At 67.9% G+C, this 22,390-nt stretch carries 25 protein-coding genes and 1 other RNA gene; 19 read left to right on the top strand and 7 right to left on the bottom strand.

Translation table 11 applies throughout. From position 1 onward, the window contains the following. The 3 genes from ABD727_RS07910 to ABD727_RS07900 are packed head-to-tail and all read left to right on the top strand — an operon-like array spanning position 1 to position 2,731. Complete coding sequence (locus ABD727_RS07910; RefSeq protein WP_344706837.1) at positions 1 to 978, top strand: type II secretion system F family protein; 978 nt, start codon at positions 1 to 3, stop codon at positions 976 to 978. Between the two features lie 8 nt (positions 979 to 986). After that, on the top strand, positions 987 to 1,946 hold the full coding sequence (locus ABD727_RS07905; RefSeq protein WP_344706836.1) for a LytR C-terminal domain-containing protein: 960 nt from the start codon (positions 987 to 989) through the stop codon (positions 1,944 to 1,946). Further along, complete coding sequence (locus ABD727_RS07900) at positions 1,943 to 2,731, top strand: tetratricopeptide repeat protein (RefSeq protein ID WP_344706835.1); 789 nt, start codon at positions 1,943 to 1,945, stop codon at positions 2,729 to 2,731. The genes ABD727_RS07905 and ABD727_RS07900 overlap by 4 nt, the downstream gene beginning before the upstream one ends. 7 nt (positions 2,732 to 2,738) lie before the next feature. Here the strand turns inward: ABD727_RS07900 and ABD727_RS07895 are convergent, their stop codons facing one another. Beyond that, on the bottom strand, positions 2,739 to 3,260 hold the full coding sequence (locus ABD727_RS07895; protein ID WP_344706834.1) for a D-Ala-D-Ala carboxypeptidase family metallohydrolase: 522 nt from the start codon (positions 3,258 to 3,260) through the stop codon (positions 2,739 to 2,741). 309 nt (positions 3,261 to 3,569) lie between these two features. Here ABD727_RS07895 and clpX point away from each other — a divergent pair, with 309 nt between their 5' ends. The 16 genes from clpX (at position 3,570) to ABD727_RS07815 (ending at position 20,159) form a co-directional block, all read left to right on the top strand. Then, positions 3,570 to 4,838: an ATP-dependent Clp protease ATP-binding subunit ClpX gene (gene clpX, locus ABD727_RS07890; protein ID WP_344706833.1), complete on the top strand. Its 1,269-nt coding sequence runs from the start codon at positions 3,570 to 3,572 to the stop codon at positions 4,836 to 4,838. Between the two features lie 229 nt (positions 4,839 to 5,067). Next, positions 5,068 to 6,525 carry a signal recognition particle protein gene (ffh, locus tag ABD727_RS07885; RefSeq protein WP_344706832.1) on the top strand — a complete coding sequence of 486 codons (1,458 nt, stop codon included), beginning with the start codon at positions 5,068 to 5,070 and terminating at the stop codon, positions 6,523 to 6,525. 28 nt (positions 6,526 to 6,553) lie between these two features. Continuing rightward, complete coding sequence (gene rpsP, locus ABD727_RS07880; protein WP_344706830.1) at positions 6,554 to 7,051, top strand: 30S ribosomal protein S16; 498 nt, start codon at positions 6,554 to 6,556, stop codon at positions 7,049 to 7,051. Next, positions 7,051 to 7,644 carry a ribosome maturation factor RimM gene (gene rimM, locus ABD727_RS07875; RefSeq protein ID WP_344706829.1) on the top strand — a complete coding sequence of 198 codons (594 nt, stop codon included), beginning with the start codon at positions 7,051 to 7,053 and terminating at the stop codon, positions 7,642 to 7,644. Before rpsP ends, rimM begins: the two co-directional genes overlap by 1 nt. Before the next feature lie 67 nt (positions 7,645 to 7,711). Then, a complete protein-coding gene (locus tag ABD727_RS07870) occupies positions 7,712 to 10,066 on the top strand; it encodes a chemotaxis protein CheA (protein ID WP_344706828.1) in 2,355 nt (784 codons plus the stop codon). Then, positions 10,063 to 10,506, top strand: a complete 444-nt coding sequence (locus ABD727_RS07865) for a chemotaxis protein CheW (RefSeq protein ID WP_344706827.1) — start codon at positions 10,063 to 10,065, stop codon at positions 10,504 to 10,506. Before ABD727_RS07870 ends, ABD727_RS07865 begins: the two co-directional genes overlap by 4 nt. A 69-nt stretch (positions 10,507 to 10,575) precedes the next feature. Next, positions 10,576 to 10,941, top strand: coding sequence for a response regulator (locus tag ABD727_RS07860; protein WP_344706826.1), 366 nt, complete (start codon positions 10,576 to 10,578; stop codon positions 10,939 to 10,941). Between the two features lie 7 nt (positions 10,942 to 10,948). Beyond that, positions 10,949 to 12,052 (top strand): chemotaxis-specific protein-glutamate methyltransferase CheB, encoded by a 1,104-nt coding sequence (gene cheB, locus ABD727_RS07855; protein ID WP_344706825.1) that lies wholly within the window; start codon positions 10,949 to 10,951, stop codon positions 12,050 to 12,052. Continuing rightward, on the top strand, positions 12,039 to 12,875 hold the full coding sequence (locus ABD727_RS07850) for a CheR family methyltransferase (RefSeq protein ID WP_344706824.1): 837 nt from the start codon (positions 12,039 to 12,041) through the stop codon (positions 12,873 to 12,875). Before cheB ends, ABD727_RS07850 begins: the two co-directional genes overlap by 14 nt. Before the next feature lie 46 nt (positions 12,876 to 12,921). Then, a complete protein-coding gene (locus ABD727_RS07845; protein ID WP_344706823.1) occupies positions 12,922 to 13,620 on the top strand; it encodes an N-acetylmuramoyl-L-alanine amidase in 699 nt (232 codons plus the stop codon). An 80-nt stretch (positions 13,621 to 13,700) separates the two neighbouring features. Further along, the gene (ettA, locus tag ABD727_RS07840; protein ID WP_344706822.1) at positions 13,701 to 15,380 is read left to right on the top strand and encodes an energy-dependent translational throttle protein EttA; all 1,680 of its coding nucleotides are present in this window, start codon (positions 13,701 to 13,703) and stop codon (positions 15,378 to 15,380) included. Positions 15,381 to 15,455: 75 nt separating this feature from the next. After that, positions 15,456 to 17,177, top strand: a complete 1,722-nt coding sequence (locus ABD727_RS07835) for a DNA polymerase III subunit gamma/tau (RefSeq protein WP_344706821.1) — start codon at positions 15,456 to 15,458, stop codon at positions 17,175 to 17,177. Next, positions 17,170 to 17,493, top strand: coding sequence for a YbaB/EbfC family nucleoid-associated protein (locus tag ABD727_RS07830; RefSeq protein WP_344706820.1), 324 nt, complete (start codon positions 17,170 to 17,172; stop codon positions 17,491 to 17,493). The genes ABD727_RS07835 and ABD727_RS07830 overlap by 8 nt, the downstream gene beginning before the upstream one ends. A gap of 55 nt (positions 17,494 to 17,548) precedes the next feature. Then, a complete protein-coding gene (locus tag ABD727_RS07825) occupies positions 17,549 to 19,156 on the top strand; it encodes a long-chain fatty acid--CoA ligase (protein WP_344706819.1) in 1,608 nt (535 codons plus the stop codon). Positions 19,157 to 19,212: 56 nt separating this feature from the next. Next, positions 19,213 to 19,590, top strand: an RNA gene (gene rnpB, locus ABD727_RS07820) — RNase P RNA component class A. 29 nt (positions 19,591 to 19,619) lie between these two features. After that, positions 19,620 to 20,159: a J domain-containing protein gene (locus ABD727_RS07815; protein WP_344706818.1), complete on the top strand. Its 540-nt coding sequence runs from the start codon at positions 19,620 to 19,622 to the stop codon at positions 20,157 to 20,159. On the opposite strand, the gene ABD727_RS07810 is transcribed toward ABD727_RS07815, so the two are convergent. The 6 genes from ABD727_RS07810 to pspB all read right to left on the bottom strand — a co-directional run bounded on the left by ABD727_RS07810 (position 20,156) and on the right by pspB (position 22,390). Then, positions 20,156 to 20,599 carry a PaaI family thioesterase gene (locus tag ABD727_RS07810; RefSeq protein WP_344706817.1) on the bottom strand — a complete coding sequence of 148 codons (444 nt, stop codon included), beginning with the start codon at positions 20,597 to 20,599 and terminating at the stop codon, positions 20,156 to 20,158. The two genes, ABD727_RS07815 and ABD727_RS07810, sit on opposite strands and share 4 nt — an antisense overlap. Then, a complete protein-coding gene (locus ABD727_RS07805) occupies positions 20,596 to 21,006 on the bottom strand; it encodes a SufE family protein (RefSeq protein WP_344706816.1) in 411 nt (136 codons plus the stop codon). The genes ABD727_RS07810 and ABD727_RS07805 overlap by 4 nt, the downstream gene beginning before the upstream one ends. Positions 21,007 to 21,112: 106 nt before the next feature. After that, entirely contained in the window at positions 21,113 to 21,364 is a 252-nt protein-coding gene (locus ABD727_RS07800; RefSeq protein WP_344706815.1) for a hypothetical protein, read from the bottom strand. Continuing rightward, complete coding sequence (locus tag ABD727_RS07795) at positions 21,361 to 21,645, bottom strand: hypothetical protein (protein WP_344706814.1); 285 nt, start codon at positions 21,643 to 21,645, stop codon at positions 21,361 to 21,363. The genes ABD727_RS07800 and ABD727_RS07795 overlap by 4 nt, the downstream gene beginning before the upstream one ends. Before the next feature lie 27 nt (positions 21,646 to 21,672). Further along, positions 21,673 to 22,059 carry an envelope stress response membrane protein PspC gene (gene pspC, locus ABD727_RS07790; protein ID WP_344706813.1) on the bottom strand — a complete coding sequence of 129 codons (387 nt, stop codon included), beginning with the start codon at positions 22,057 to 22,059 and terminating at the stop codon, positions 21,673 to 21,675. Position 22,060: 1 nt separating this feature from the next. Then, positions 22,061 to 22,390 carry an envelope stress response membrane protein PspB gene (gene pspB, locus ABD727_RS07785; protein ID WP_344706812.1) on the bottom strand — a complete coding sequence of 110 codons (330 nt, stop codon included), beginning with the start codon at positions 22,388 to 22,390 and terminating at the stop codon, positions 22,061 to 22,063.

Here is a 22,390-nt window from a genome sequence, read left to right as displayed (position 1 = left end):
ATGCTCGATCTTCTCGCCGATAACATCGTCGCCAAGCTGAGCCTGCTCGTGCTGTTGTTCGTCGCGGTCGCGGGCGCAGCCTTCACCCTGGTCAACGTGGCTGCGGCTCGGAGCCGTGCTCGCCAGCGCCTCGGTGCTGCGGGAGGAATGCCGGTCGACACTTCGGTCCGCATCGGCACGCTGCGCACCGACATCAATCGGAGTGCCTGGGGGCGACTGGTCGACACGATCGAGCGGAGCGGACTCAGCCTTGCAGACACCAAGGACCAGCTCCTCCGGCAGCGCCTGCAGGCGGCGGGCTTCACCAGCCCGGCGGCGCCGCGCATCTACACGCTGGTGCGTCTTTCGCTGGTCGTGCTCCTCCCGGCCACGCTGCTGCTGCTGCACTGGCTCTCGTCGGATCCGCCCGGCATGTTCGCGCTCTATGTCCAGTCGATGGTCGCAGCGCTCGCGGGCCTGTACGTGCCGGCCCTCTTCGTGCGCGCGAAGGCCGACCGCCGCCAGCAGGCCCTGATAAATGGCTTTCCGGACGCTCTCGACCTCCTGCTGGTCTGCGTCGAGGCGGGTCTCGGGCTCGAGGCGGCCTTCGCCCGGGTCGGCCAGGAGATGGTCCATTCGCACCCGCTCATTGCCGAGCAGCTCGGCACGGTGGTGCTCGAGCTGCGGGCCGGACGGAGCCGCGAGGATGCGCTTCGGCGAATGGCCGACCGCGCCCAGGTGGACGAGATCCGCGCCTTCGCGACCCTCCTCATCCAGTCGACCAAATTGGGTTCGTCGGTCGGGCAGACGCTTCGCATCTACGCCTCCGAGATGCGCGAGAAGCGCCGCATGCGGGCCGAGGAGAAGGCGCACCGACTGCCGGTGCTGCTGTCGATCCCGCTGGTCGCCTGCATGCTCCCGGTGATGATCGGGGTGCTGATGCTCCCGGCGGCGATCAGGGTCATCCGGACCATCATTCCGGCAATGGCGGGGCAATGAGGATCATGGTGGCAAGACGTGCGCTGTTCGCTCTTCCGCTGCTCGCGGCGGCATCCTGCTCTGGCATCGGCGATGTGGAGATTCGCCCGCAGGCGACCGCGCTCGCGCCCGGCCAGAAGCCGGCAAGCTTCCGGGTCAGCGAGGCGCGTTCGCACTTTGCGCTCGGCAGCATCGCGCTTGCCGCCGAGGCATTTCGCCGGGCGCTGCGCGAGGATCCGCAGAGCGTCGATGCGCTGAACGGACTGGCTGCCTGCTACGACCGCATGGGCCGCTTCGACCTCGCACGCGACCATTACGAGCGGGCACTCGCCATCGCCCCCGATGATCTGAGGCTCTACGCCAACCTTGCAACGTCGCTTGCGCTCCAGGGACGGCAGGTCGAGGCTCGACGGGTTCGCGCCGAGCTGGCCAGCCGGCGCTCGGGCACGCAGGTCACGAGCGTCACGCTGGGCGCGCCGATCGCGGCCGGCCCGGCAGACAGCGACGGCGCATCCGCGGCCGCCTCGATCAGCGTTCCGCTTTCACCAGCGCAACGACGACCGGCTGCTCTGGCGGCAGCGGAAGGGGCGGCGGACGGGCCTGAATTGCAGCGGACCGGGATGGCCGAGGTCCTGCTGGTCACGCGGCCTCGCAGCGCCATCGCCACGCTGAAGCAGGCGGGAAGCGGCGCGGGAGGGACCCTCGCGGCACGGGGCGGGGTCACCCTGCTCAACGCTGCGCGGGTGTCGCGGCTCGCGGCGACCACCCGCACGCAGCTCCATGCGCTCGGCTGGCGCTCGGTCGTGATCGGCGACGCGCCGCGTACCCAGGCGACCTCCTCGATCAGCTATCCCTTGTCACGTCGCGCCGAAGCGCAGCGGCTCGCTCGGCAGCTCGGTCTGGTGCTCGAGCCGGACGGCGAGGCGAGTAGCGAGCGGATGGTGGTCCGGTTGGGGCTGGACGCCGCGCGGAGGCGCCTGCCGGCGTGATCCTGCTCCTTGCCGCTCTTGCCGCCGCGAGCGGACCCGGCGACTCGAGCCTCATCGAGGCCGAACGCGCCCTCCGGTCGGGGCGAACCGTACAGGCGCGCGAGATGATTGGGGCCGCGGTGGCGAGCGGGGGAGAAGGTCCCAAGGTCGAGCGGCTGCTCGCCGACCTTGCGCTGGCCGAGCATCGCTGGGCGGAAGCCTCGGCCCGCTACGCAGCTGTCATCGCTGGCGGGGATCCCAGTGCGACAGTGCTCGAGAAGGCCGGGATGGCGGCCCTCCAGGCGAATGACATCGCGCGGGCCGTCGACCTGCTTGATCGCGCGGTGCGCGCGGAGGGTGCCAGCTGGCGAGCGTGGAATGCGCGGGGGGTCGCGGCTGACCGTCAGTCGGACTGGCTCGCCGCCGACCGCGCCTACGACAATGGCCTCGCCGCCTCGCCCGGCAATCCGACCCTCCTCAACAACCTTGGCTGGTCGCTTCTCCTGCGCGGCCGGTGGGAGGAGGCCGTCGAAGCCCTCTCGCAGGCGGCCGCACTTGCCCCCGGCCAGCCGCGCATCGCTGCCAATCTGGACCTCGCCCGCGCCGCCGTCAGCGAACATCTTCCAAGGCGCCGCCCCGAGGAAGAGCCAGCTACCTACGCGGCGCGCCTCAACGATGCAGGGGTAGTCGCGCTTCGCCAGGGCAAGACGGTCAAGGCGGCGGGAGCCTTCGCCGAGGCGCTGGCCGAAAGTGACCGCTGGTTCGTCCGCGCCGCCAACAATCTCGCGCTCGCCGAAGGCAGCTGAGCGACGGCTAGTTGCCCGAGCTTCGGCCCGGTGCAGTCTCGCGCAGCCGGGCTGGCACGGTGACGAAGCGGAAATAGCTCGCCTCGGCACGGGTCTCGGCGATCTGGTCGGCGATCGAGCGCCGCCGCGACGAGGGCAGCGGCCCGCTCGCGAAGGCGAAGTGGCTGTGATCCCCCTCGTCGAGCGATTCGATGAGGTACAGCCCGTTGCGGCGAAGCTCGGCGGCGATCTCCGAATGCCGGACCGAGGGATGGCGGGCGATGTCGATCGCGCGGCCCTGGAGGTGCCAGCTGTTGGGGACGCCGCCGACCAGCCGGTTGCGGGAGGCGCTCCGCCAGGTGCTGGTGATACGGCCGAAGCGCGCGCCGATACGGCTCGCCGTGGCCAGGCTGAAGGGCGCCGCCGACGGCAGGGAAGGGGCTTGCGTCGAAGCTGATCTCGTCAGCACCGGCGAATGGCCGCCGACCACCCGCACGCCGAAATCGGTCGCGCTTTGAACCCCGGCAAGAAGAATGAGGCTGGCGAACACCGGCAGCTCCCCCGCATGGTAAGCATGATATTAACCCACGTTGCCTTGGCCTGTCGAGCGCAGGAACGTCTCGGAACGGAGCAGCGCCAAAATCGGGCTGCATCGCCGGCAGACGAGCTGCGCGTCGACTGCAAGTGCCTGTCGGCACTAGGCTTCGCCCTTGTCGCAGCGTCACCTGGAAGCCATATCGGTTGCGAAAGCTCTCCGGGGAACGCAACGCGTTAAGGCTTCGGAGAGTTTGTATCCGACAGACAAGCGGGCTAGGCTGCCCGTCCGGGCGCTTCGGCGGCCGGCGACACAAGGACGATTATGACCAAGCTTTCCGGTGGCGACGGCAAGAGCACCCTCTACTGCAGCTTCTGCGGCAAGTCGCAGCACGAAGTGCGCAAGCTCATCGCTGGCCCGACCGTCTTCATCTGCGACGAGTGCGTCGAGCTCTGCAACGACATCATTCGCGAAGAATCCAAGTCCGCGCTCGTCAAGACGCGCGACGGGGTTCCGACGCCGTCGGAGATCTGCAAGGTTCTCGACGACTATGTGATCGGGCAGAACCGCGCCAAGCGCGTCCTCTCGGTCGCGGTCCACAACCACTACAAGCGGCTGAACCACGGCGCCAAGAGCGGTGCCGAGGTTGAGCTCGCCAAGTCGAACATCCTGCTGATCGGCCCGACGGGTTGCGGCAAGACCCTGCTCGCGCAGACGCTTGCCCGGATCCTCGACGTGCCCTTCACCATGGCTGACGCGACCACGCTGACCGAGGCGGGCTATGTCGGCGAGGACGTCGAGAACATCATCCTCAAGCTGCTCCAGGCTTCCGACTACAACGTCGAGAAGGCGCAGCGCGGGATCGTCTACATCGACGAGATCGACAAGATCAGCCGCAAGTCGGACAATCCCTCGATCACCCGCGACGTGTCGGGCGAAGGTGTCCAGCAGGCGCTCTTGAAGCTGATGGAAGGCACCACCGCCTCCGTCCCGCCGCAGGGCGGGCGCAAGCATCCGCAGCAGGAGTTCCTGCAGGTCGACACGACCAACATCCTCTTCATCTGTGGCGGCGCCTTCGCCGGCCTCGAGAAGATCATCGGTGATCGCCTTCAGGGCAAGTCGATCGGCTTCGGCGCGCATGTCGCCGGGCCGGACGAGCGCAAGACCGGGCAGGTGCTCAAGAATTGCGAACCCGAGGATCTGCTGAAATTCGGCCTGATCCCCGAGTTCATCGGCCGTCTGCCGGTGATCGCGACGCTCGAGGACCTCGACGAGGCGGCGCTGGTCAAGATCCTGATCGAGCCGAAGAACGCGCTGGTGAAGCAGTACGCCAAGCTGTTCGACATGGAAGAGGTCGAGCTCGGCTTCTCCGACGACGCGCTGTCGGCAGTCGCGCGCAAGGCGATCGAGCGCAAGACCGGCGCTCGCGGGCTCCGCTCGATCCTCGAGGCGATCCTCCTCGACACGATGTTCGACCTTCCGGGCATGGACAATGTCGAGAAGGTGCATGTCGACAAGGACGTGGTCGACGGCCGCAAGGAGCCGGTCCGGGTCTACGCCAACCGCGAGCAGAAAGACGACGCAGCCGCCTAGCGGTTCGCCGTCGCCCCGGCGAAGGCCGGAGCTTCATGAGTGCAGGCGCCTGTTCTCCTGAGCTCCCGCTCCGCGCCGGGACGACGGTTGTCTTTCTGATGTCGCTGGGCTATCGGCCGCCGCGTCACCTGTGACAGACATCGATGAGCGCCTTTCGGGGTACGCTGGCCGGCGAGGTTTCGCCCGCCGGCGCGTTTCCGCTTTGCGCCCTTCGATCCGGAGTTTGAGTATGTTCGAGACCCTCAGCGACCGCCTTGGCGGCGTGTTCGACAAGCTTCGTGGACGTGGCGCCCTGACCGAGGCGGACGTGCGCGGCGCCATGCGCGAGGTGCGGGTCGCACTGCTCGAGGCCGATGTCGCGCTTCCGGTCGCGCGCGACTTCGTCGATCAGGTCACCGAGCGTGCGGTCGGACAGGAAGTGCTGCGCTCGGTCACGCCGGGCCAGCAGGTCGTCAAGATCGTCAACGACGCGCTGATCGAAATGCTCGGCGCCGACAGCGCCGACCTCGAACTTGCGGTCAGCCCGCCCGCGGTCATCATGATGGTTGGCCTTCAGGGCTCGGGTAAGACGACTTCGACCGCCAAGCTCGCCAAGCGCCTGACCGAGAAGGACCGCAAGAAGGTCCTGATGGCCAGCCTCGACGTTGCCCGACCGGCTGCGCAGGAGCAGCTCGCGGTGCTCGGCCGCCAGGCGAACGTCGACACGCTTCCGATCGTCGCCGGCCAGTCGCCGGTCGATATCGCCAGGCGCGCGCTCCAGTCAGCGAAGCTGCAGGGCTATGACGTCCTGCTGCTCGACACCGCCGGTCGCCTCCACGTCGACGACAGCCTGATGGGCGAGATGAAGGCGGTCGCCGAGACGAGCCGCCCGGCCGAGACCTTGCTGGTGGTCGACAGTCTGACCGGTCAGGACGCGGTCAACGTCGCCAAGGGCTTTGGGACCCAGATCGACCTGACCGGCGTGATCCTCACCCGGATGGATGGCGATGCCCGTGGCGGCGCAGCGCTGTCGATGCGTGCGGTTACCGGCAAGCCGATCAAGTTCGCCGGTACGGGCGAGGGCCTCGACGCGATCGAGCCCTTCCACCCGAGCCGCGTCGCCGGCCGCATTCTCGGCATGGGCGACGTCGTCAGCCTGGTCGAGCGCGCCGCCGAGACGATCAAGGTCGAGGAAGCCGAGCAGCTCGCGGCCAAGATGGCCAAGGGCAAGTTCGACCTCGACGACCTGCGCATGCAGCTTGCCCAGATGCAGCGGATGGGCGGTCTTGGTGCCCTGGCCGGGATGATGCCGGGCCTCAAGGGCATGAAGGGCGCGATGGACAAGGCCGCCGACGGCAAGGCGCTGGTCCACCTCGAGGCGATGCTGTCCTCGATGACCGCGACCGAGCGGGCCAAGCCCGGGCTGATCAACGCCAAGCGCAAGATCCGTATCGCCAAGGGTTCGGGCCGCACCGTGCAGGAGGTCAACAAGCTCCTCAAGATGCACCAGGAAATGGAAGGCGCGATGAAGCGCCTCAAGAAGATGGGCGGCCTCGGCAAGCTCGCCGCGATGTTCGGCAAGGGCGGTCTGGAAGGCGCCATGGGCGGCCTCATGCCTGGTGCCGGAGCGCCCGGCCTGCCGGGTCTGCCCGGCGGGTCCGCACCCTTTGGCCTGCCCCCGGGCGGGAACAAGTTCGGCAAGAAATAACAACGGTTTGAAGAGAAGGACTTAAAACATGGCAGTAGCAATTCGTCTGGCCCGTGGTGGCTCCAAGAAGCGCCCTTATTACCGCGTTGTCGTGACCGACAGCCGCAACTCGCGTGACGGCCGCTTCCTCGAGAAGGTCGGCACCTACAACCCGCTGCTGGCGAAGGATTCGCCCGAGCGCGTCAAGCTCGACGCCGACCGAATCAACCACTGGCTGAGCGTCGGCGCGCAGCCGACCGACCGTGTCGCCCGCTTCCTCGACGCCGCCGGCATCAAGGAGCGCGCCGTGCGCAACAACCCGAACAAGGCCAAGCCGGGCGAGAAGGCCACCGAGCGCGCCGAGGAGCGTGCGACCAAGGCCGCCGAGGCCGCCGAGGCCGCTGCCGCCGCCGCTGCCGCTCCGGCCGAGGAAGAGGCGCCCGCCGCCGAGACTCCGGCTGAGGACGTCAGCGCTCCGACCCAGCCCGAGCCGGCCGAAGGCTCGGACGATGCGGCTCCGGCCGAAGGCGCCGAGAAGGCCGAGTAATGGCGCGCCGCTCCCCGTCAGGGGAGCTGCCGGCGCCGTCGGCCGAGGGGTTCTCCGACAAGCGCGGGAACCCCTCCGGCCCGTCGTCACCGGGCGACCTTCCGCGTGGGGGAGGCTCCAGGGTCTCGCTCGCGGCGGTCGCCGGTGCGCACGGGGTGCGTGGCGAGGTGCGCCTCAAGCTCTTCGCCGACGGCCTCGACAGCCTGTCCGCGCACAAGCAGGTGCTGGTCGATGGCACCCCGCGCAGGCTGCTCGCCGTCGGCGGCACGCCCAAGAGCCCGACCGCGCGCCTTGAAGGCGTCTCCGACCGCAATGCCGCGGAGGCGCTCCGCGGGACGCTGATCGAGGTCGAGCGCGACGCCCTGCCGCCGCTCGACGATGGCGAATACTATCATGCCGATCTCGTCGGCCTGCCATGCACCGACGGACAGGGGGTCCTGCTCGGCTCCGTCCACTCGGTCGAGAATTACGGCGCCGGCGACCTCCTCGACGTCGAGCTGGCAAACGGCAAGCGCTCGCTCATCCCGTTCGCTCCCGGGATTGCCGACCTCACCGACGGGAATATCGTCCTCGACCCCGCCTTCCTCGCCTGACGCACTAACGCGCCCTTAACCCTCGGCCGCTACCGCCATGGCAAGCAAGGCTGAGTGAAGTGGGGCCATGGACGATCTGATTGCCGATTTCGTCTCCGAATGCCGGGACATGCTGGAGAACCTCGGCGGCGAGATCGTCGCGTGGGAAGCCAGTCCGCAGGATCGCGCCCGGCTCGACAGCATCTTCCGCTTCGTCCACACGGTAAAGGGCAACTGCGGCTTCTTCGACTTTCCGCGACTGGAACGGCTGAGCCACGCCGCCGAGGACGCGCTCGCCGACGTTCGCGCCGGTCGCCGCCAGCCCTATCCCAGGCTCGTCAGTGCCGTCCTCGCCGTGATCGACCGCATCGGCGAGCTGGTCGAGGTCATTGCCGCCGGCCAGCCGCTCCCCGAAGGCGATGACGCCGACCTCACCGAGGCCCTCAAGCCCGGCGCGAGCGAACCCGCCGCGGCGCCAGCCGCACCGCAGTCGAGCCCGGTGGCCGCAGCCTTCGGCACCGCCGCTCCTCGCACCATCCGCCTCTCGGTCGATCTGCTCGACCGGATGATGAGCGGGGTCTCGGACCTCGTCCTCGCCCGCAACGAGCTTGCTCGCCGCCTTCGCGATAGCACCACCGACGTCGCCATCGGCGGCGCCTTCGAGCGCCTTAGCGGGATCATCGCCGAGATGCGCGACGCGATCACCCGCACCCGCATGCAGCGGATCGAAAGCCTGTTCGTCGGCCTGCCGCGCATGGTCCGCGACCTCTCCGCCGAGCTCGGTCGCCAGGTGCTGGTCGACATCGATGGCGGCGACGTCGAACTCGACCGCGAGATGATCGAGATGATCCGCGACCCGCTCACCCACATCGTCCGCAACGCGGTCGATCACGGGATCGAGCTTCCCGCCGAACGGCTCAAGGCGGGCAAGCGCGAGATCGGCCTGCTCAGCGTGTCGGCGCGTCAGTCGGGCAACCAGATCCTGATCGACATCGTCGACGACGGTCGCGGGATCGATGGTCGCAAGCTCGTCGCCAAGGCGCTCGACGTCGGGCTGATCGAAAGCGGCGAGGCGGCCCGGCTGTCCCCGCGCGAGCAGCTCAACCTCATCTTCGAAGCCGGCCTCTCGACCGCCGGAGCGGTCACCAGCATCTCGGGCCGCGGTGTCGGCATGGATGTGGTGCGCTCCAACGTCGAGCGGATCGGCGGGATCGTCGAGGTCGAATCGAAGCCGGGGCAGGGCACCCGCATGACCCTTCGCGTGCCGCTCACGCTGACCATCATCCCCGCGCTGACCGTATCGATCGGCGCCCAGCATTTCGCCATCCCCCGTGCCGCGATCGAGGAGATCGTCCGGGCCGGCGGCGAGAGCGTCGAACTCAGCCGAGTCGGTGGGGCGGGGGTGGTCACCATCCGCGGACGCCGCGTGCCTGAGATCACGCTTGCCGACGTGCTCGGCCTGCCAAGCGGGATGAGCCAGGAAGAGCGTACGCTCATCGTGCTCAAGCCCGCTGGCGGCGACGTCTATGCCTTGTCGGTCGACAAGGTCCACGACCATGAGGAACTGGTGGTCAAGCCTGCCGCTCCGGCGGTCATGGCGACCGGCCTCTATGCCGGGACGACGCTTGCCGACGACGGTTCGCCGATCCTGCTGTTCGATCCCGCGGGACTCGCCCGGGTCGGCGGCGTTCGGGTCGAGGCGCAGGAGCGCAGCATGCGCCTGCTTGAAGAGACCAAGGTGGTCGCGGCGCGCGAGGACACGCCGGTGCTGCTGTTCCGCGACTGCGCCGGTGCGCGCCGGGCGATCCGCCTTGGCGTGGTCGACCGGATCGAGGAAGTGAAGGGAAGCGCGGTCTCGATGGGCGCCGGTCGCCTGCGCGTCCAGCTGGGCGAAGCGATCCTTCCGCTTGCCGGACTCGACCGCGTTCCCGAACCGACCGACAAGATCCGCCTGTTCCGCTTGTCCGACGGCGAAAGCCAGGTCGGGCTCGCCTTCAGCGAGGTCATGGACCTCGACGCCATCGCCGACGAGATCATCGCCGCCGATGCGCCCGGCCTCGTCGAGGGTGTGACTCTGGTCGCGGGCGAGCCCGCCGAGCTGGTCGACGCCTACTGGCTGTTCGCCTCCGAGGGCGCCCAGCGCGCATCCTCGTCCGAGCCGCCGGTGTGCCGGATCGATCTCTCCGACCCGTGGGTCCGCAACATGCTCCGTCCGATCGTCGAGGGCGCGGGCTACCGCGTCGTCGCGCTCGATGCCGAGGAGCCGGTCGACCTCACCATCGCCTGGGGGACCGACGCTTCCTCAGGCGCGAGCGACGGCCGCACCCTCTGGCTAAGCGCCAGCCCGGATGCCGCCAACGAGAACCAGATCTACCGCTACGATCGCACCGGCCTGCTCGTCGCCCTGCGCGACGCCGCCGCTGCCGGGAGAGCACGCAAGTGAACGAACTCCTGCTTGTCGTCCGCATCGCCGGACAGCGCGTCGCCATGCCGGCGGCGCGGATCGAGAGCGTGGTCGAGCTCGACACGCTCATTCCGGTACCCCGCGCGGCCGAGCATATCGCCGGCCTGTCGGCACTCCGCAGCCGGGTGCTGACGGTGATCTGCTGCCGCCGCTCGCTCGGCCTTCCGGTCCTCGAGCAGCAGCCCGAGACGCTCGAGGCCGCGGTCACCGAGCTCGACGGTCACCATTATGCGCTCATCGTCGACGGGGTCGAGGACGTGCTCGAGGCGATCGGCGACCCGGAGCCGGTGCGCGCGGCGATGGGCGAGGGCTGGGAGCGGGTCTCGCTCGGAATGGTCGAGACCGAGGAGGGCGCCCTCCTGCTCGTCGACGTCGCAGCACTGGTGACCGGCCCCGAAACCCTCCGCGTGGCGGCTTAACGGCTTCGTTACGCCTGCCCTCTAATCCCGTCCAACGACACGAACGTTCATCCGAAAGCGGACATCTCCATGAAGACCTGCCTGATCGTCGACGACTCTAAGGTCATCCGCAAGGTGGCCCGCCACATCCTCGAGACACTCGAGTTCACCGTGGACGAGGCCGGCGACGGCCGCGAGGCGCTCGACCGCTGCGAAGCGTCGATGCCCGACGTCGTGCTGCTCGACTGGAACATGCCGGTGATGAGCGGGATGGAGTTCCTCAAGCTGCTTCGCCAGCGCGGGCACGAGGACCAGCCCAAAGTCGTCTTCTGCACCACCGAGAACGACATGGCGCACATCCGCGCCGCGCTCGAGGCCGGGGCCGACGAATATGTCATGAAGCCGTTCGACCGCGAGACGCTGCACATCAAGCTCCAGCTCGTCGGAGTCGCCTGAGCCCGTCATGAGCGCGGCGCTCGCCTCGAGAAAAGCGGCGCCCGTCCAGCCGCCGCAACGGCCGATCCGGCTGATGATCGTCGACGACTCGATGGTCGCCCGGGCAGTGCTGAGCCGGATGGTCGAGGTCGGCGGCGGAATCGAGATCGCCGCGGTTGCCGGCACCGCCGAGGACGCGGTCGAGGCGCTTGCCCATGTCGTGGTCGACGTCATCCTGCTCGACCTCGAGATGCCCGGCGCGGGCGGACTCAAGAAGCTTCCCGAAATTCTCAAGGTCGCTCGCGGCGCGCGCGTCCTCATCGTCTCCAGCCTTGCCGAGGAAGGCGCGGCCGAGACCGTCACCGCACTCGCGCAGGGCGCGGCCGACACGCTGCTCAAGCCAGGCACCGGGCGGCTCCAGGGCCGCTTTGCCGACATATTGATGAGCAAGATTCGGGCGCTCGGCCAGCGCAACGACGAGCTCCAGCCGGCGATGCCGGCATTGTCGGCCTTCCGCGCCCCCCTCTGCGCAATGGCCACCGACAGCCTTTCGCTGCTTGCCATCGGCGCATCAACCGGTGGAATCCACGCGCTCGGTCGCTTTTTCGCCAACCTGCCGCAGCAGGTCGGGGCTCCGATCCTCGTCACCCAGCATCTGCCGGTTCCCTTCATGGACGTGTTCGCCCGCCAGCTCGCGACCGCGGCCAAGCGCCCCGCGAGGATCGTCGCCGACGGCGAACTGCTCTGCGACGACGTGATCCACATCGCGCCCGGCGACCGGCATCTCACCGTCGAGCAGCGCCGCAATGGTCTCTTCGTGCGCCTCACAGAGGGGCGGGTCTCCTCGGGCTGCCTGCCTAGCGTCGATCCGATGCTTTCCAGCATCGCCGCGCTGCGCCGCGCGGGAAGCGTCGCCGTGATCCTCAGCGGGATGGGCCGTGACGGCCTCGAGGGCGCCGAGCTCCTCGTCCGCGCGGGCGGCTCGGTGCTGGTCCAGGACGAGGAAAGCAGCGCCGTGTGGGGCATGCCCAAGGCGGTCGCCGATGCCGGCCTCGCTGCCGCCATCCTTCCACCGGAGAAACTTGCCCGCCGTGTTGCGTCGAGGATCGGTCAGACCCATGCCCATCAGTGACAGCTCGAGCCGGATTCTCGCGGGACTGCTGGAAGCCCGCACCGGCCAGCAACTGACCATGAGCCGCCGCTGGCGACTTGAGACGGCGCTGTCGCAGCTGCTGCGCGAGCGCGGCATCGCCAGCATCGACGAACTCATCACCATCCTCGTCATGGGCCGCGAGCCAAGCCTGTCGACCCGGGTCGTGGAGGCATTGTTGAACAACGAGACCTATTTCTTCCGCGATCGGGTGCCGTTCGACCTGCTCAACACCGCGGCGCTGCCCGAACTTGCCCGGCGGCGCGAGTCGAGCCGGACTCTGCGGGTGTGGTCGGCGGGCTGCTCGGCGGGGCAAGAGGTCTACAGCCTCGCCATGCTGTTCGCCGAGGATCCCGTACGCTGGTCGGGCTGGACCATCGACATTCTCGGGACTGACGTCAGCTCAAGCATCGTCGACCGTGCGCGCGACGGCACCTACAGCCAGTTCGAGGTTCAGCGCGGGCTCGGGATCCAGCAGATGATCCGCTGGTTCGAGGAGACCCCGAATGGCTGGCGCGCGGCAGAGGCCCTCCGCGGCAAGGTGCGGTTCCAGGTCCACAACATCCTCGAGGGCGCGCCGCATCCTGGCCGCTTCGACCTGGTGCTGTGCCGCAACGTCCTCCTCTACCTCGAGGACAAGACCCGCCGCGCCGCGTTCGAGCGGCTGTCGTCGGCGCTCGCCCCTGATGGCTGGCTGATGCTCGGCGCGGGCGAGACGGTCATCGGCCAGGCTCCCGCCCTCGAAGCCGACCGCGAGATGCGCGGCCTCTACCGCCACGTCGCTCCCGCCTCCAAGGCGGCCTGAACCCTCGAACAGGGAAGGGTTGACGTAACCCCTCCCACCATGTCCCATGCCGGACGTGAATCCGATCGCGCGCCCTTCGCCCAATCACGACGAGCGGCAGCTGCCGATCAGCATGATCGTGCTCCATTACACCGGAATGCCGACCTGCGAGGGCGCGCTCGACCGGCTCTGCTCGCCCGAAGCCAAGGTCTCGGCCCATTATTGCATCGACGAGGACGGCAGCGTCTTCCAGATGGTCGACGAAGGTCGCCGCGCTTGGCACGCCGGCAAGAGCTACTGGCGCGGCATTCGCGACATCAACAGCGCCTCGATCGGGATCGAGATCGTCAATCCCGGCCATGAGTTCGGCTACCGCGCCTTCCCCGACGAGCAGATCGCGGCGGTAATCCCGCTGGTCGCTCGATTGAAGGAACGTCACAACATCGGCCGCGGCAATGTCGTGGGCCACTCGGACATCGCCCCCACCCGCAAGGAGGACCCGGGCGAACTCTTCCCGTGGGAGGCGCTCGCCAAGCGCCGTCTCGCGCTCCCGAGCCCGACCCGCAACCTCATCGATCCCTATTGGTCGGACGCCGCCTTCCTGCTCGCGCTCGAGCGGTTCGGATATGACGTCGCCGACCCCTGGAAGGCCACCATCGCCTTCCAGCGCCGCTTCCGCCCCGAACGCATCGACGGGGTCATCGACGGCGAATGTCGCGCCAAGCTGCTCGCGCTGCTTCTGCCCCGGCCACAGGGGGAACCCTGAGGCCCCGCTAGGCAAAAGCCGCCGGACGAACTATCTGGCGGGCAACCTCTTCAAGCATCATCACAAGGATCCGCGACCCCATGGCCGCCCAATACGCCTACGTCATGAAGGGCCTGAACAAGACCTTCCCCGGCGCTCCCAAGCCGACGCTGAACAACATCAGCCTGCAATTCTACCAGGGTGCCAAGATCGGCATCGTCGGCCCGAACGGCGCCGGCAAGTCGACCCTCATGAAGATCATGGCGGGGATCGATACCGATTTCACCGGCGAGGCCTGGCCGGGCGAGAACATCACCGTCGGCTATCTCCCGCAGGAACCGCAGCTCGACGAGAGCAAGACGGTGCTCGAGAACGTCAAGGACGGCGCCCGCGACGTTGCCGACATGGTCGATCGCTTCAACGCCATCTCGACCGAGATGGGCGATCCCAAGGATGACACCGACTTCGACGCGCTCATGGCCGAGATGGGCGAGCTCCAGGAGAAGATCGACGCGGTCGACGGCTGGACGCTCGACAACCAGCTCGAGATCGCGATGGAAGCGCTGCGCTGCCCGCCGTCTGACTGGGCCGTGACCGACCTGTCGGGCGGTGAGAAGCGCCGCGTCGCGCTCACCCGCCTCCTCATCCAGAAGCCCTCGATCCTGCTCCTCGACGAGCCGACCAACCACCTCGACGCCGAGAGCGTCCAGTGGCTGGAGACTCACCTCAAGGAATATGCCGGCGCGGTGCTGATGATCACCCACGACCGCTACTTCCTCGACAATGTGGTGGAGTGGATCCTCGAGCTCGATCGCGGAAGCTATTATCCTTACGAAGGAAACTACTCCACCTACCTGGAAAAGAAGGCGAAACGCCTCGAACAGGAAAGCCGGGAGGAGAGCGGCAAGCAGAAGGCGCTGCAGCGCGAGCTCGAGTGGATCCGGCAGACGCCGGCCGCGCGCCAGTCCAAGTCTAAGGCGCGTATTCGCAAGTTCGAGCAGCTACAGGATGCGCAGGATGACCGCCGCATCGGCAAGGCGCAGATCGTCATCCAGGTGCCCGAGCGCCTCGGCGGCAAGGTCATCGAGGTCGAGGGGATCTCCAAGGCCTATGGAGACAAGTTGCTGTTCGAGGACCTCAGCTTCACCCTGCCGCCGGGCGGGATCGTCGGCGTGATCGGCCCCAACGGTGCCGGCAAGTCGACCCTGTTCCGGATCCTCACCGGCAAGGAGCAGCCCGACGCCGGCAAGGTCGACATGGGCGAGACCGTCCGTCTCGGCTACGTCGACCAGAGCCGCGACCATCTCGATCCCAAGAAGAACGTCTGGGAAGAGATCAGCGACGGTCTCGACTATATGAAGGTCAACGGCCAGGACGCCTCGACCCGCGCCTATGTCGGGGCCTTCAACTTCAAGGGCCAGGACCAGCAGAAGAACGTCGGCAAGCTGTCCGGCGGTGAGCGCAACCGCGTCCACATGGCCAAGATGCTCAAGCAGGGCGGCAACGTGCTGCTGCTCGACGAACCGACCAACGACCTCGACGTCGAAACGTTGGGCGCGCTTGAGGAAGCGATCGAGAACTTCGCCGGCTGCGCCGTGGTCATCAGCCACGACCGCTTCTTCCTCGACCGCCTCGCCACCCACATCCTCGCGTTCGAGGGCGACAGCCATGTCGAGTGGTTCGAGGGCAACTTCGAGGCCTACGAAGAAGACAAGCGCCGCCGCCTCGGTCCCGAAGCCGACCGCCCGACCCGGACCAGCTACAAGAAGATGACCCGCTAGGTTCGACGGATTGCCGGGTGGAGCAGCGCTCCACCCGCTTTCTGTCCGGCAATCGCTCCCCTACAGTCGTCCGCGATGAGCGATCACGAATCAGGATCCGACGAGCCCGGCCTCGGCCTCGACCTTCCGGCGCAGCCGCTGGAAAAGAGTGCGGCGGCGTCGCCCTATCGGGTGCTGGCGCGCAAGTACCGGCCTCAGAGCTTCGCCGAACTGATCGGGCAGGACGCGATGGTGCGGACGCTCGGCAACGCCATCGCCAGCGGGCGCATCGCCCACGCCTTCCTGCTGACCGGCGTGCGCGGGGTCGGCAAGACCTCGACCGCGCGACTGGTCGCCAAGGCGCTCAACTGCATCGGTCCTGACGGGCGTGGCGGTCCGACGATCGATCCGTGCGGCGTCTGCGAGCCGTGCGTCGCGATCGCCGAGGGGCGGCACATCGACGTCACCGAGATGGACGCCGCAAGCCACACCGGGGTCGACGACGTCCGCGAGATCATTGAGGCGGTGCGCTATTCGGCGGTCAGCGCGCGCTTCAAGATCTACATCATCGACGAAGTCCACATGCTGTCGAAGAACGCGTTCAACGCGCTCCTTAAGACGCTCGAGGAGCCGCCCGCGCATGTGAAGTTCCTGTTCGCCACGACCGAGGTGAATAAGGTGCCGGTGACGGTCCTGTCGCGCTGCCAGCGCTTCGACCTTCGCCGTATCCCGGCCGACGCGCTCGCCGCCCACTTCGCCCGCATCGCCGAAATCGAGCAGGTCGAGATCGAGCCGGAGGCGCTGGCGGTGATCGCGCGGGCCGCCGAGGGCTCGGCGCGTGACGGCCTGTCGCTGCTCGACCAGGCGATCGCCCACGGGTCGGGCGAGGTGACCGCGGTGGCGGTGCGCGAAATGCTCGGCCTTGCGGACCGCGGACGTATACGCCGCCTGCTCTCGGTGCTGCTGTCGGGCGACGGTGCGGCGACGCTTGCCGAGCTCGATGAGGCGCAGGCGCTCGGGGTCGAGCCCGCGACTCTCCTCCGCGGCCTCCTCGACCAGCTTCATTCGGCTTCGCGGACCAAGGCCGGCGCCGCGCGCGACATCATGGCCTCCGAGGAGGAGCGCGCGCTCAACGAACAGCTTGCCTCGACCCTCGGATGGAGCGCGCTCCACCGGCTTTGGCAGATGCTGCTCAAGGGGCTCAGCGACGTCGCGCTCGCGCCCGATCCGAACGAAGCGGCGGCGATGGTCCTGTTGCGGATCGTCCACGCCGCCGACCTGCCCGATCCCGCGGCCCTGCTGACCCGCCTGCAGTCGGGCGGGGAGGGGAGCGCGCCTGCCTCCGTCTCCACCCGTGCACCGTCTCCAACAGCCCCACCGCGGATGGAAGCGGCCTCGCCGCCGGCTGCTGCTCCGGCTCCGGCTCCGGAACCCGCCACCCCGTCGGCGCCAGCCGGCTTCGCCCAGCTCGTCGACCTGCTCGAGACCCGCGGCAAGGCGCTCCGTGCGGTTCAGCTCCGCAACCAGGTAGGACTGATCCGCTACGCGCCCGGCGAGCTTGCGCTGAAGCCGCTTCAGCCGCTCGGCGCAGGGTTCGCCCGCGAGCTCGAGGCCGACCTCAGGGGCGTGCTCGGCCAGCCGTGGCAGGTCGTGCTCGGCGACGGCTCGGCCGAACCTTCGCTCCAGCAGCAGGACAAGATGGCCGAGGAACGCGACCGCGAAGCGATCCTGAGGGAGCCAACTGTCGCCGCCGTGCTTTCCGCTTATCCCAACGCAACGCTTGAATCCGTTACCCGCAAGGACAGCAACCATGCCTAGCCTCGAAGAAATCATGCAGATGGCGCAGAATGCGCAGGCCGAACTCCAGAAGGCCCAGGACAATCTCGACAATGTCGAGGTCGAGGGGCAGTCCGGCGGCGGGCTGGTGCGGGTGCGCTGCTCGGCCAAGGGGCGGATCATCGCAGTGTCGATCGACGAGAGCCTGCTGGTCGCGTCCGAGAAGACGATGGTCGAGGACCTCGTCGCCGCCGCCTTCAACGATGCCCGTACCAAGGCCGACCAGGCCGCTGCGACCGAGATGCAGAAGATGACCGCCGGCCTGCCGCTTCCGCCGGGATTCCAGATGCCGTTCTGACGCGCTTGCCAGAGGGGTCGTCCGGCGTCACTCTCCCGTCAGGAGGGTCGACGACATGAACATCCTGGGCGCCATGCAACATCATCAGCTGCGGGTCATGCGGTTGGTCGACCACGCCGAGCGCGAGCATGGCGGTCGCGAGATCGTCAGTGCCTGGGCTGACGGCACAATCAGCCGGACCAACTGGCGCGGAGTGGCAAGCGACGCCCGCCGCATGGCCAAGGCGTTGACCCGCCTCGGAGTCCAGCGCGGCGACCGGGTGGCGACGCTGGCGATGAACCATGCCCATCACCTGATCAGCTGGTACGGCGCGATCGGGATGGGCGGGGTGCTCCACACCATCAACCCGCGGCTGTTCCCAGACCAGCTCACCTATATCGCCAACCATGCCGAGGACCGCGTGCTCCTCTACGACAAGGCGTTCGCGCCGCTGGTCGAGAAGCTGAAACCCTCCTGGACCACGATCCAGCACTATATCTGCATGGACGACGGCGAATTCCGCGCCTGGATCGACAAGGAAGACGAAGATTTCGCCTGGGTCGAGGGCGACGAGCGCGAGCCCTGTGGGCTCTGCTATACCAGCGGCACCACCGGCAATCCCAAGGGCGTCCTCTACGAGCATCGCTCGACCATGCTCCACACGCTGGTCGAGGTCGGCCCGGACGTGTTCGAGTTGTCGTGCCGCTCGGTCGTGCTTCCGATCGTGCCGATGTTCCACGCCAATGCCTGGGGCGTGCCCTGGTCGGCACCGATGGTCGGCGCCAAGCTGGTGCTGTCGGCCGACTATCGCCCGCAGCAGATGTGCGACCTGTTCCGCGACGAGGGCGTGACCCACTCCGCCGGCGTGCCGACCGTCTGGCTCGGCATGATCGATCATATCGAGCGCACCGGGGCTGATCTTGGTCCGCTCAAGAGCGTGACCATCGGCGGCTCGGCCGCGCCGCGCGCGATGGTTGAGTGGTTCCGCCGCAAGGGGCTGAACGTCGGCCACGCCTGGGGCATGACCGAGATGAGCCCGATCGGCACCTGCGGCACTCCCCCGGCCAATTGGGACGAGATGACCGACGAGGAGCAGATCGACTTCATCTGCCGCCAGGGACGTATCCCGTTCGGGGTCGAGCTCAGGATCGTCGACGACGAGGACAATGTCCTGCCGCGCGACGGGGTCGCAAGCGGGCGGCTGCAGACCCGCGGCCACTGGATCGTCCAGCGCTACTTCAAGGAGGAGCATGACGCGGTCGATGGCGACGGCTGGTTCGACACCGGCGACGTCGCCGCGCTCCATCCCGACGGCACCATGCAGATCACCGATCGCGCCAAGGACGTGATCAAGTCGGGCGGCGAATGGATCAGCTCGATCGAGCTCGAGAATGCCGCGGTCGGCGTGCCCGGAGTGGCCGAAGCCGCCGCGATCGGGATCGCGCACCCCAAGTGGGACGAGCGGCCGCTGCTCCTGATCGTCCGTCGCCCCGGCAGCGACGTCCACGAGGAGACAATCCGCGAGCATCTGGCGAAGCACATCGCGCGCTGGTGGATGCCCGACGCGATCGAGTTCGTCGAGGAACTGCCGCACACCGCTACCGGCAAGCTCAGCAAGAAGACGCTGCGCGACCAGTGGCGGAACTACAGCCTTCCAACCGCCGAGGCGATGGTCGGGCGCTAGCCGCCTCCAGACCGCAAAGGTGGTCGGGCGCCGGCACTTCTGCTAGGCCTGCTTCGCCAGAGGGCCGGGCGGCCGCGTCGAAGCTTGCTTCGCCGAGGAAAGTCCGGGCACCACGGGAAAACGGTGCCGGGTAACGCCCGGCGGTCCTTCGCTTTCGGGCGGGGGTCAGGGACAGTGCCACAGAAAGCATACCGCCGCTCTTCGGGGCGGTAAGGTCGAAAGGGTGCGGCAAGAGCGCACCGCGTCTCCGGCAACGGCAGGCGGCACGGTAAACCCCACCGGGTGCAAGACCGAATAGGGGCGGCACATGAGCGTTTCCGGCTCGCCGCCCGGGTTGGTTGCTGGAGCCGTCGCGCAAGCGCCGGCCGAGAGGAATGGCCGCACATCTGCCTTCGGGCAGAGGACAGAACCCGGCTTACAGGCCCTCTGGCACTTTCATTGGTGACGACTAGTTAGACAGGCAATGGCGCGTTCCACCCGATCCAACGACTGGGGCTTCCCCCGCTGGCGCTCCTATGCCGACAAGGGGCGGGACGCGGCGCGAATCCGCCTGTGCGACCGCGAGGGCTGCACCGAGCCCGGCGACCGGCCCGCGCCCAAGGCTCCCAACAGCCCCGAGCGCTGGCACTTCTGCGAAGCGCACGCCGCCGAATACAACAAGAACTGGGACTATTTCGCGAACCTGTCGGCCGCCGAGGCCGCCGCTCGCGAGGCCGACGAGCAGCGAGGGGCCAATGGCTTCAAGCAGAGCGCGCACTGGCAATGGGGCGGTCCCGGTGACGGCACCCGAAGTCGCGAGGAGATGCGCGCACTTTCGGTGCTCGAACTCGAATCCGACGCCAGCTTCGCCGATGTGAAGGCCGCCCACCGCCGCTTGGCCAAGGCCAGCCACCCTGACCTCAAGCCAGGTGACGAGGGAGCAGCGAAGACCTTCCAGGCCGTGCAGGCCGCCTACGATGTCCTGCGCAAGGCCGAGGAGCGGCGCGTGGAGAGCGGCGCCTAGTCAACCGTCATGAAGGTGGCGGCACTATGCGCGATCGCGCGCTCGGGGTCGCCGCCATGCGCCACCCCGCGGACGAACGCGATCTGCCTCGCCAGCTTGTAGCATTCGCATCGCGCGATCACCGTTTCGCCCTTGGCCGCCGGGCGCAGATAGTCGAGCCTGAGGTCCAGCGTCACCGCCGGGCGGAACCCGCCGAGCGCGGTCCAGATGGACGTGCCCGAGCAGGTGTCGATGAGGCTGACGATCGCGCCGGTCGCCATTGTGCCCGTGTCGCTCATGCTGACCAGCTCGGGTGCCCAGGGCAGCTCGAGCTCGACCCAATTGTCGCCATGCGCGCGATAGGTCAGGCCGAGCGCGCGGCCGTGCCCGACCGTCCGCGCGACCTTGAAGAAGGCCGCGACGTCGAACGGCGTGATCACATTGTCGCGAAAGTCGCTCATGCGTAGCGCTGCGCGGTCTCGTGGATCAGCGCGATCATGTTGGGGACGCCCTGCGTCCGGTTGGACGAGAGATGCTTGCCAAGCTCGAACGGGGCAAGGGCGGCGGCGATGTCGGTGCCGGCGACTTCCTCGGGGGCGCGGTCCTGGACCGCGCTCAGCACCAGCGCGACGATCCCCTTGGTGATCGCCGCATTGCTGTCGGCAAGGAAGTGCAGCCGGCCATTGTCGAGTGCGGTCGGATAGAGCCACACCGAGGCCGAGCAGCCGCGCACCTTGGTCGCGTCGGTCTTGAGCGCGTCGGGCATCTCCTCGAGCTCGCGGCCGAGATCGATCAGCAGCCGGTAACGCTCCTCGCCCTCGAGCAGCTCGTAATCGTCGAGGATGGCGGCGAGGGGAGGGAGGCTCATGGCGCGCAGATAGGCCAAGCTGCCTCCCTGCGAAAGCACGGCCTGATTGTTCTTTTGCCTGCGGACATGAAGGGAACCGCTTTCCCGCTTACGCGGGAGAAGGGGATCACCGGTTGCGCAGATCCTCGATCTCGCGGGCGAGGCTGTTCTCTTTCTCGACCGTGATCCGCTCGAGCACCTGGATCCGCTCCTTCAGCTGGCGGACTTCGTCGCGGAGCATGCGGCTCTCATCGGGATCATCGGCGAGCGGGAATATATCGTGGCTGCGACGTTCGTGGCGGAGGGTCGTCTTGTGCTTGATGAGCTGGAAGATGAGCACCATTCCGACCAGCAGGAGAAGCATCTCGAAGGGGTTCACTGCACCTTCTCCCGAGTCTCGAAGCTGACCGGCGTATCACGCAGCGCCTCGATCTGGGCGGCGGTCTGGACACCGCCGTCGGTGACGATCCGCTCGAGGACGCGCACCCTCTGCTCGAGTTCGGCAACCCGGCTGGCATATTGCGCGGCCTTCTCGGCGGTCTCGGAGCCGAACCGTTCGATCTGCTTTTCCTTCATGTCCATGGCGCGCAGAAGCACCTTGGCGAGGATGGCGATGATCGGGATCGAAATGCCGAGAATGGGGATCCACAAGGGGCTCATCGGTCGCTCTTTCTTGATAGCGGTGAGTTAACGCAGCTGCTCGATTTCGCGGGCGAGGCTGCGGTTGTTGGTCAGCACATAGCTTTCGACGTCGGCCAGTCGGCGGTCGATCGCCTTGAGATTGGCGCGAATTTCGCGCGCGGTGCGGGTCGGCGAGGCGCGGACCTGCTGCCAGAAGCGCTGGTCCTCGACCGTGTCGTAGGCAAGCTCGCGCGGCTTGTCCTCGGCGATCCAGCCCGCCACCAGGTAGAGCGGGATCATGACGCCGGTGAGGATCACGGCAAGCACCACCAGAATGCGGATGACGGACACGTCGACGCCCGAATAGTCGGCGATGCCGGCGCACACGCCCATCACCTTGCCGTTGCGCTTGTCCTTGTAGAACTTGGTGCGCGAGGCGGGTTGCAGGTTCATTTCAGCGGACCTCCCGAACCCGGCGACGCTCCGACAGCCGCGCAAGCTCGGCGTCGATGTCGAGGTCGATGTTCTCGTCGCGACCCGCAAGGGCCGGCTGCTCGGGCGCGCACTGCTGGCGCCAGTTGGGGTTCTCGGCGGTCATGATGCGCTCGATCGAGCACATCCGGTCGTCGAGCCGCCGGGTGAGATCGTGCAGTTCCTCGAGCAACTTCTCGTCACCCCCGGTCAGCGTCGCCGCCGTCTTCCAGCGCGTGACGTAGTGCATGATCAGCCACGGCAACCCGATGAACAGGGTGGCGACCACCAGGACGACGGAAATTTCTTCCAC

It is taken from the genome of Sphingomonas swuensis, assembly GCF_039538045.1.
GTDB lineage: Bacteria > Pseudomonadota > Alphaproteobacteria > Sphingomonadales > Sphingomonadaceae > Sphingomicrobium > Sphingomicrobium swuense.
Note: the sequence above shows the minus strand (reverse complement) of the source record. Positions and strands in the feature narration are given on the sequence as shown.

What these genes read in the sequence shown, in the direction of transcription:
- ABD727_RS07910 (WP_344706837.1), top strand. Translation starts at nt 1, where the DNA reads ATGCTCGATCTTCTCGCCGATAACATCGTCGCCAAGCTGAGCCTGCTC.
- clpX (WP_344706833.1), top strand. Translation starts at nt 3,570, where the DNA reads ATGACCAAGCTTTCCGGTGGCGACGGCAAGAGCACCCTCTACTGCAGC.
- ffh (WP_344706832.1), top strand. Translation starts at nt 5,068, where the DNA reads ATGTTCGAGACCCTCAGCGACCGCCTTGGCGGCGTGTTCGACAAGCTT.
- rpsP (WP_344706830.1), top strand. Translation starts at nt 6,554, where the DNA reads ATGGCAGTAGCAATTCGTCTGGCCCGTGGTGGCTCCAAGAAGCGCCCT.
- rimM (WP_344706829.1), top strand. Translation starts at nt 7,051, where the DNA reads ATGGCGCGCCGCTCCCCGTCAGGGGAGCTGCCGGCGCCGTCGGCCGAG.
- ABD727_RS07870 (WP_344706828.1), top strand. Translation starts at nt 7,712, where the DNA reads ATGGACGATCTGATTGCCGATTTCGTCTCCGAATGCCGGGACATGCTG.
- ABD727_RS07860 (WP_344706826.1), top strand. Translation starts at nt 10,576, where the DNA reads ATGAAGACCTGCCTGATCGTCGACGACTCTAAGGTCATCCGCAAGGTG.
- cheB (WP_344706825.1), top strand. Translation starts at nt 10,949, where the DNA reads ATGAGCGCGGCGCTCGCCTCGAGAAAAGCGGCGCCCGTCCAGCCGCCG.
- ABD727_RS07850 (WP_344706824.1), top strand. Translation starts at nt 12,039, where the DNA reads ATGCCCATCAGTGACAGCTCGAGCCGGATTCTCGCGGGACTGCTGGAA.
- ABD727_RS07845 (WP_344706823.1), top strand. Translation starts at nt 12,922, where the DNA reads ATGCCGGACGTGAATCCGATCGCGCGCCCTTCGCCCAATCACGACGAG.
- ettA (WP_344706822.1), top strand. Translation starts at nt 13,701, where the DNA reads ATGGCCGCCCAATACGCCTACGTCATGAAGGGCCTGAACAAGACCTTC.
- ABD727_RS07835 (WP_344706821.1), top strand. Translation starts at nt 15,456, where the DNA reads ATGAGCGATCACGAATCAGGATCCGACGAGCCCGGCCTCGGCCTCGAC.
- ABD727_RS07830 (WP_344706820.1), top strand. Translation starts at nt 17,170, where the DNA reads ATGCCTAGCCTCGAAGAAATCATGCAGATGGCGCAGAATGCGCAGGCC.
- ABD727_RS07825 (WP_344706819.1), top strand. Translation starts at nt 17,549, where the DNA reads ATGAACATCCTGGGCGCCATGCAACATCATCAGCTGCGGGTCATGCGG.
- ABD727_RS07815 (WP_344706818.1), top strand. Translation starts at nt 19,620, where the DNA reads ATGGCGCGTTCCACCCGATCCAACGACTGGGGCTTCCCCCGCTGGCGC.
- ABD727_RS07810 (WP_344706817.1), bottom strand. Translation starts at nt 20,599, where the DNA reads ATGAGCGACTTTCGCGACAATGTGATCACGCCGTTCGACGTCGCGGCC.
- ABD727_RS07805 (WP_344706816.1), bottom strand. Translation starts at nt 21,006, where the DNA reads ATGAGCCTCCCTCCCCTCGCCGCCATCCTCGACGATTACGAGCTGCTC.
- ABD727_RS07795 (WP_344706814.1), bottom strand. Translation starts at nt 21,645, where the DNA reads ATGAGCCCCTTGTGGATCCCCATTCTCGGCATTTCGATCCCGATCATC.
- pspC (WP_344706813.1), bottom strand. Translation starts at nt 22,059, where the DNA reads ATGAACCTGCAACCCGCCTCGCGCACCAAGTTCTACAAGGACAAGCGC.